The sequence below is a fragment of the Streptomyces pseudovenezuelae genome (genome assembly GCF_001513955.1).
GTDB classification, from domain to species: domain Bacteria; phylum Actinomycetota; class Actinomycetes; order Streptomycetales; family Streptomycetaceae; genus Streptomyces; species Streptomyces pseudovenezuelae.
Genome location: NZ_KQ948151.1, coordinates 40,347 through 47,828, shown reverse-complemented (window position 1 = coordinate 47,828; position 7,482 = coordinate 40,347). Strand labels below are relative to the sequence as shown.

The following is a 7,482-nucleotide window of genomic DNA, read 5'->3' as shown; positions in this document are numbered from 1 at the left end:
ACTGGCCTTCCCGGGCGGGGCGACCGGTTCGGCGCGCTGCCACATGGCGTACGACCGGCTGGAGATGAGCTGCCGGATCATCGGTTCCCGGGGCGAGGTGCTCGCGCCGAACTTCGTGCTGCCGCACACGGACGACCGGGTCGTGGTGCGCACGGCGGACGGCGAACGCACCGAGCGGCTCGGCACCCGCTCGGCGGCGACCTGGAAGACAACTCCATCTGGTGCAGGAATCCGGACGGCACCTACCGCACCCTCGCCCAGGGCACCGACCTCAACTGGGTCGACACCCTGTCGGTCGCCTCGGACCGGCACCTGTACGCCACCGCCAACCAGCTCAACCGGATGTCGCTCTTCCACGAGGGCGAGGATCTGCGCCGCAAGCCCTATCTCCTGGTCCGCCTGCCGATCGACGCCGGACCGGTCAGGCTCGTGTGACCTCTTCGGCCCACGTCGCGTGACTGCCTGGTCGCAGTCCCTGTCCGGACCGGCCACGCACACCCCGCTCGTCCATGCCTTCGGGAGCTTCCACCCGCGCTCCTGCACGATGCGGTACGACACCCCCGACGCGCCCGTGCTCGCCGGCCGGGTCGCCGGAACCATGCCGGACGGCGAACCGATCCACCAGCACGCCGGCCCAGGGCTCGACCACGGGGCCTGGGTGCCGCTGAATGACCATGTACCCGCTGGCCGAGGAGGGTGTGCTGGTGAACGGCTCCGGCTTTATGACACACGGGCTGCCGTTCATCACCCCCGTGCGATGCTCGAAGGCCAAGTCCCGGGCTGGTCAGCCGACTTCGACGCCTGGGCCGCCGACGCCCTCACGCGCGGCGCCGGGGACGAACTCGCCGCGTTCCGGACGAGGGCGCCCGGTACGCCGTACGCCCATCCGACCGTCGATCACTACATCCCGCTGTTCATCACCCTGGGCGTCGCCGCGCACCCCCGACCGGCCGGTGCGGACCACCGTCGAGGGGTGCACGATCGGCTTCTCCAAGCGCTCGTTCCAGACCACCGTGTGACACCGACAGCCGTCTGACGACAACACCGAATCAGATCAACTTCATTGAGGAAACGACCATGACCGAAGCCGCAGACCGAATCATCGACGCCCTGCGCAGCGGGCACGACCACCTCGCCGCCGTGGTGCACGGACTCACCGCCGCCGATCTCACCCGCCCGTCCGGCGCGTCGGAGTGGGACGTCTCCCAGGTGCTCAGCCATCTGGGCAGCGGCGCCGAAATAGGCCTGGCCGTACTGGAGGGCGCGACGGACGGGACGGGTGTCCCCGACGGCGACTTCAACAAGTCGGTGTGGGCCCGCTGGGACGCGATGACCCCGGCCGAGCGCGCCGAAGGCTTCGTCACCGCCAACCAGGCGCTGGTCGAACGTTACGAGGGCCTCGACGCGGGGGCCCGCAGCGACCTCCGGATCGACCTCGGCTTCCTGCCCGCGCCGGTGGACGTCGCGACCGCGGCGGGGCTCCGGCTCAGTGAGCTCGCCCACCACTCGTGGGACGTCGAGGTGGCCTTCGACCCGTCGTCGACCCTGGCGTCCGCCGCGACCGGACCGCTCCTCGACCAGGCCGGCATGATGCTGGGCTTCCTCGGCAAGGCGGACGCCCTGGAGAACCGCCCCGTCGCCGTCGCGGTGCACACCACCGCACCCGAGCGCGCCTTCGGGCTCTCGGTCGGCGAGACGGTCGCGCTCACCGGCGAACCCGAGAACGCCGACGCCGTGCTGACGGCCCCCGCCGAGTGGTGGCTGCGACTTGTCACCGGCCGGCACGCCCCCGCCCACACCCCGCCCTCCGTGACCCTCACCGGCGACACCGTCACCCTCGACGACCTGCGCAGGATTTTCCCCGGGTTCTGAGCCCGGCGGCGAGGCAACGGGCACGGAAACACGCCCTGTCCCGCGCGTTTCACTCGGGGTCACCACGGGGCGCTCACGTCTTCGAGGAGGGTCGCCAGGAGCTCGCAAGCGTCGTCCTCGTGCGGGGTCCCTGTAGGAGGCGTGATCGCTGACGTGGGACACCGTGTCCTTCGCGGTGACCGTGTACCCGGGCCGACGTGGACGGCGTGGTGCGTGGGTTTCATGCCGACGCCGTCGGGGATGTCCAGGCCCGCCGCGCGCACCCCGGCGTCTCCCGCGATGAGCACGGCACGGGTCTCGCGGACGTGGGGCCGGCCCAGAACACCGGTGAGACGGGTCAGCTCGTCGTCCCGGCCCCGGGGTCGATTCCGGTGTCCTTGGTCATGAGGGCTCCAAGGCCGGGTCGGGGACGGTATCGGGCTCGGTGGCGGTGAGAGGGAGCAGCACCTGGAAGCGGGTGTCGCCGGGTACGGACTCGACCTTCAGGTCACCGTGGTGCTTGTTGACGACGATCCGCCAGGAGATGTCGAGCCCCAGCCCCGTGCCCTCGCCCACCGGTTTGGTGGTGAAGAACGGGTCGAAGATCCGGCCGCGGATCTCGGCCGGCACTCCCGGGCCCGTGTCGCGGAACTCCACCAGCAGCTGGTCGTGCACCACAGCGGTGCGTACGGTCAACGTCCCTTCGCCGCCCGCGCTGTTGATGGCGGAGACCGCGTTGTCGATCAGGTTGGTCCACACCTGGTTGAGCTCGGCCGGGTAGGCCGGAATCCTCGGCACCGAACGGTCGTACTCCTTCACGACCTTGACCTGTGGACCGATCTTGCCCGACAGCATCAGCAGTGTGCTGTCGAGGAGTTCGTGCACATCGGCGACCTGGTAGGGCGCGCGGTCCAGCTGCGAGTACTGCTTGGCGGCGTCGACGAGGTGCGAGATACGGGTGGTGGAGTCCTCGATCTCGGACATCAACAGCTCGGCCTCGACCGTGTAGTTGAGGCACTCGATGGCACTCTGCAGGATTTCCTGTTCGTCGACGGCCGCCGCGACCTGCTCCAGCCAGTCGACGTCGAGACCGCCCTGCACGAAGGTCGGCGCGATCTGCCAGCCGTTCTGGACACCGTGGTCGTCGAGCCAGTCGGCGAGTTCGTCCTCCCGGTCGGACGCTTCGAGCGGGCTCAGTGCCGGCGCCTTGGAGACCCGCTCGGCCGTACGCTCCTGGAGCTCGACCAGGGCCTTCAGGGCGTCGCCGTGGTAGGGACCCGAGGCGATGGCGCCGAGCTTGTTGCGCATGTGCGCGACCCGATCCCTGAGCGCCGAGGTGGCCCGTGCGGCGGCCGCGGCCGGGTTGTTGAGCTCATGGGTGAGACCCGCGGACAACGAGCCCAGCGCCAGCAGCCGTTCGCGCTGCCCGACGGCCCGCTGAAAGGTCTGTGAACCGAGGGCGAGCCCCTCCAGGAGATGGACCGCCATCGGAAACCACTCGTGGATGAGGTTCGCGAACGATTCGGCGGGCAGGACGAAGAACCGTGTCGGCTCCGGCACCCGCAGCGAGTTCATGTACCGCTGCGGTTTCCCGTCCCCGAGGTACGCCATCACGGCCCCCGCGTACACCCCTGGCTGGGAGGTGCGGCTCACCTCGATGTCGTCGCCGCCCACCCGGCGCGACATGACGACCGTGCCCTCGATCATCACGTACAGGCAGGTCGCCGGGTCACCCTCGGTGAACACCGGCCCGGGGTCGAACAATTCGACCCGTCCCTCGCCGCACAGCCTGTCGAGCTGCTCGGAGTTCAGCTTCTCGAAGAGGAACAGTGAGCTGATCTCGGCCGCGTCGCACGGCATCGGCTGTCCGCTCATGACTGCTCCAGGTACCGGTGGACGAGCATCACGGCCATGGCTCCCTCTCCGACGGCGGACGCGACCCGCTTCGCGGACTCCGCGCGTGCGTCCCCGGCGACGAACACGCCGGGGATGTTGGTCTCCAGGTGGTACGGCGGCCGGTCCAGCTCCCAGCCCGCCGGTGGCCGCCCGTCGGCGGTCAGGTCGGGTCCGGCGAGGATGAACCCGCGCTCGTCCCGCGACACCGTGCCGTCCAGCCAGTCGGTCAGCGGGGCCGCGCCGATGAACACGAACAGCCACTGCGCGTCGACCCGTTCGGTCTGCCCGCTCGTCGTGTCGCGCAGCGTCAGCTGTTCCAGGTCGTTGTCGCCGTGCGCGGCCTCGACGACCGTGTGGGCCCGTACCGAGATGTTCGGCGACTCGGCGATCTGCTGGATCAGATAGTGCGACATCGACGCGGTGAGGTCCGCTCCGCGCACCAGCAGGGTGACCGACTTGGCTCCCCTGGACAGGTACATCGCCGCCTGTCCCGCCGAGTTGGCGCCGCCGACGATGTACACGTCGTGACCCTGGCAGGCAGCGGCCTCGGTGAGCGCGGACCCGTAGAACACCCCGCGGCCCGACAACTCGTCGGCACCCGGCGCCTCCAGCTGCCGGTACGACACACCGGTCGCCAGGATCACGCTGTGCGCCGCGATCTGCGACCCGTCCGCGAACCGTACGAGCCGCGCCGCACCGCTGCTCTCCAGACCGGTCACCTCCCGCGCGGAGAGGATCTCGGCGCCGAACTTCGTGGCCTGGCGTCGCGCCCGGTCGGTGAGCTGGCCGCCGGACACCCCGTCCGGAAAGCCCAGGTAGTTCTCGATCCGCGAGCTCTGCCCGGCCTGCCCGCCGGTCGCCGAGCGCTCCACGAGCACGGTCCGCAGCCCCTCCGAGGCCCCGTACACGGCCGAGCCGAGCCCGGCCGGGCCGCCGCCGATGACGACCAGGTCGTAGAAGTCGGCCGTGGGGGTGGTGGCCAGTCCCACGTGCGCGGCCAGGTCGGGCACCTCCGGCTCGACGAGCGCCGTACCGTCCGCCGTGATCACCACCGGCAGCCGCTGCCCGTCCTCGCCCGCCGCGGCCAGCAGCCGCTGGCCCTCGGGCTCGTCGGTGGAGTACCAGCGGTACGGCACCTGGTTGCGGGCCAGGAACTCCCGCACGTCCGAGGAGCGCGCCGACCACCGGTGACCGACGACCTTGGTGTTCGGCATCGGCCGGAAGTCACTGCAGCGCCACGCCTCCAGGAGATCGTCGAGGACCGGGTAGAGCTTCTCCTCCGGCGGATCCCACGGCTTGAGGAGGTAGTGGTCGAGGTCGACGACGTTGATCGCGTCGATCGCCGCGTCCGTGTCCGCGTACGCGGTCAGCAGCACGCGCCGGGCGCCCGGATAGATGTCCAGGGCCTGTTCGAGGAACTCGATGCCGTTCATCTGCGGCATGCGGTAGTCGGCCAGGATCACCGCGACCAGATCACCGCGCAGCTTCAGTTCGCGCAGCGCCTCCAGCGCGGACTCCCCGGACTCCGCGCGCACGATCCGGTACGACTTGCCGTAGCGCCGTCGCAGGTCACGGGCGACGGCCCGGGACACCCCGGGATCGTCGTCCACGGTCATGATGACGGTCCGCGCAGCGTCCGCGATCTGTGCCATACGTCCCCCACCCCGAATGATGTGATCCGCTACTTGGCCCATGCCGCGATCCGTTCCGCGATCGCCTCGGGGGCCTCGATGTGCAGGAAGTGACCGACGTCGGGGACGACCTCCATCGCGTGCGGGGCGGCGAACCGATGTCGGTCGTCGACCTTCGGGGGGAGGAAGCAGCCGTCGTCGGCGCCGTAAAGCTGCAACAGGGGCACCTCGATCGGCTGAGACAGGCGGCGTGTCGCCCCAATCATGCTGGGTCGCAGCATCGCCCGGTAGTACTTCAGAGGCGCGGGCATGCTCGCCCGCAGGTGCTCGTGCAGCTCCGCCTGGAGGGCTGGATCGAGTGAGAGGCTGGGCGACCACTGGCGCCAGAGGCGGTCGATGAAGGCGAGATCGCGGGCGCTGGCCATCCAGCCGCTTCCCGGCAGTTGAAAGAGCCCCATGTACCAGATCCGGCGTAGCTGAGCCAGGCGCGGCCGGCTCAGGAACGTGACGGGGTGGGGGACTGCGAGCGTGACCGCGCGTTCGATCCGCTCCGGCGCGGTGACGACGGCATCGTAGGTGATCAGAGCTCCCCAGTCGTGGCCGACCAACTCCACGGCTCGCCCGGGAGACCAGCGGTCGATCAGCGCGAGCACGTCGCCGGTGAGGGAGGCGAAGTCGAACGGCCCGGCCGTCGGGGACGGCGCGTAACCGCGAAGCCAGGGTGCGATGACGTGACGTCCCTGGCGGGCGAGCTCGGCGAGGAAGGGCTTCGCGGTCGGCGGGTGGTCCGGGAAGCCGTGCAGGACGACCGTCGGCTGACCATCGGGGTCACCACCCTGCAGCGCGTGAAAGGTGCCGTGCGGCAGGTCGAAGGTGACGTGTTCGAATTCCATGGGTGTCAGCCGTTTCCAGGAGCGGTGGGACGAGAGAGGCTGATGCTGGCTTCAGTGTCTCTGGTTTTGGACATGTGCGTCTTTTCGGGCGCCGGGTGTAGTGCGGGGTCAGCCGGCCAGTCGGTTGAGCTTGCGGATTTGTTGGTCGAAGGCGCGCGAGGGCACGATCCGGCGCAGGAGGCTGACACGTCTGGCCATCGGGCCGGCGGTGTACCGAAGCTTGGGCTTGGAATCGGTGGCGGCCGCGACGATCACCTTCGCGACAACGGCCGGGGCGTCGGCGTTGCGCACGGCCGTGGCCAGCACGTCCCGGGAGACCTCCCGCTGTGCGGCGTAGACCGGCAGGGGCGAGTCGGGTGCCATGCTGCTCGCCTCGAAACTCGTGTTTGTGTAGGCCGGCTCGACCAGCAGCATCCGCACGCCGTGCTCACGAAGCTCGTGGTCGACGGACTCGGAGTAGCCCTCGACCGCATGCTTGGTGGCGGCGTAGACGGCCATGAAGGGGGCTGGGATCAGACCGAGTACCGAGGCGACGTTGACCACGCGGCCACTGCGCTGGGCGCGCATGTGGGGCAGCACTGCGTTGGTCATCCGCATCAGGCCGAAGACGTTGATGTCGAAGACCTCCTTGGCCTGGTCGATCGAGCTCTCCTCGCCGGCGCCGACCGCACCCACGCCTGCGTTGTTGACCAGGACGTCGATCCGGCCGAACCGATCGATCACCTCCCCGACCAGGGAGCGGACCGACTCGTCGCTGGCCACGTCGAGATCGAGGAACGTCACCCCGGCGATCGGCTTGGCGTTCGCCGCGTTGCGGCTCGTGCCGACCACCGCGAAGCCGGCGCCCACGAGGGCGAGCGCAGCCGCCCGCCCGATCCCGGAGGAGGCACCCGTCACGAGGGCCACTGGGGAAGCTGTCTGCATGGTGGTTCCTTCGGTTGTGGACATGACTTCGTCGTGCCCTGTGTGGGGTCGCCTGCGCTCAGGTCGACACGGTCGCACCGGTCCTGCAAGCCCGGACCAAGCCTGTCCGGCGAGCTCAGGATGGTTATGGACTGAACAGTCAGGAACCTAGATGGTTCTGTACTGGGTTGTCAAGAAGGGTGGGTCGGCTTTACCTTCGATGCATGGCCAGACCGCGAAGCTTCGACCCCGACCACGTCCTCCACGCCGCCGAGCGGCAGTTCCGCACCTCCGGCTACAACGGCACC

The 7,482-nt window shown here is 69.7% G+C and carries 6 protein-coding genes and 2 pseudogenes; 4 read left to right on the top strand and 4 right to left on the bottom strand.

Annotated features, from left to right (window positions below; translation table 11 throughout):
• From AQI94_RS45940 to AQI94_RS31945, 3 genes and pseudogenes are all read left to right on the top strand, one after another.
• Positions 1 to 203, top strand: a pseudogene (locus tag AQI94_RS45940) (Gfo/Idh/MocA family protein); the annotation flags it as partial.
• A gap of 554 nt (positions 204 to 757) precedes the next feature.
• Positions 758 to 1,036, top strand: coding sequence for a hypothetical protein (locus tag AQI94_RS44785; RefSeq protein ID WP_051832552.1), 279 nt, complete (start codon positions 758 to 760; stop codon positions 1,034 to 1,036).
• Between the two features lie 41 nt (positions 1,037 to 1,077).
• A complete protein-coding gene (locus tag AQI94_RS31945) occupies positions 1,078 to 1,872 on the top strand; it encodes a maleylpyruvate isomerase family mycothiol-dependent enzyme (RefSeq protein ID WP_031052561.1) in 795 nt (264 codons plus the stop codon).
• A 381-nt stretch (positions 1,873 to 2,253) separates the two neighbouring features.
• On the opposite strand, the gene AQI94_RS31940 is transcribed toward AQI94_RS31945, so the two are convergent.
• The 4 genes from AQI94_RS31940 to AQI94_RS31925 all read right to left on the bottom strand — a co-directional run bounded on the left by AQI94_RS31940 (position 2,254) and on the right by AQI94_RS31925 (position 7,195).
• Positions 2,254 to 3,726, bottom strand: a complete 1,473-nt coding sequence (locus AQI94_RS31940; protein WP_031052559.1) for an ATP-binding protein — start codon at positions 3,724 to 3,726, stop codon at positions 2,254 to 2,256.
• Positions 3,723 to 5,399 carry an FAD-dependent oxidoreductase gene (locus tag AQI94_RS31935; RefSeq protein ID WP_062230061.1) on the bottom strand — a complete coding sequence of 559 codons (1,677 nt, stop codon included), beginning with the start codon at positions 5,397 to 5,399 and terminating at the stop codon, positions 3,723 to 3,725. Before AQI94_RS31935 ends, AQI94_RS31940 begins: the two co-directional genes overlap by 4 nt.
• Positions 5,400 to 5,428: 29 nt before the next feature.
• Positions 5,429 to 6,271: an alpha/beta fold hydrolase gene (locus AQI94_RS31930; protein ID WP_031061988.1), complete on the bottom strand. Its 843-nt coding sequence runs from the start codon at positions 6,269 to 6,271 to the stop codon at positions 5,429 to 5,431.
• Between the two features lie 108 nt (positions 6,272 to 6,379).
• Positions 6,380 to 7,195, bottom strand: coding sequence for an oxidoreductase (locus tag AQI94_RS31925; protein WP_031061991.1), 816 nt, complete (start codon positions 7,193 to 7,195; stop codon positions 6,380 to 6,382).
• 203 nt (positions 7,196 to 7,398) lie between these two features.
• On the opposite strand from AQI94_RS31925, the pseudogene AQI94_RS46735 reads away from it, so the two are divergent.
• Positions 7,399 to 7,482: pseudogene (locus tag AQI94_RS46735) on the top strand (TetR/AcrR family transcriptional regulator); the annotation flags it as partial.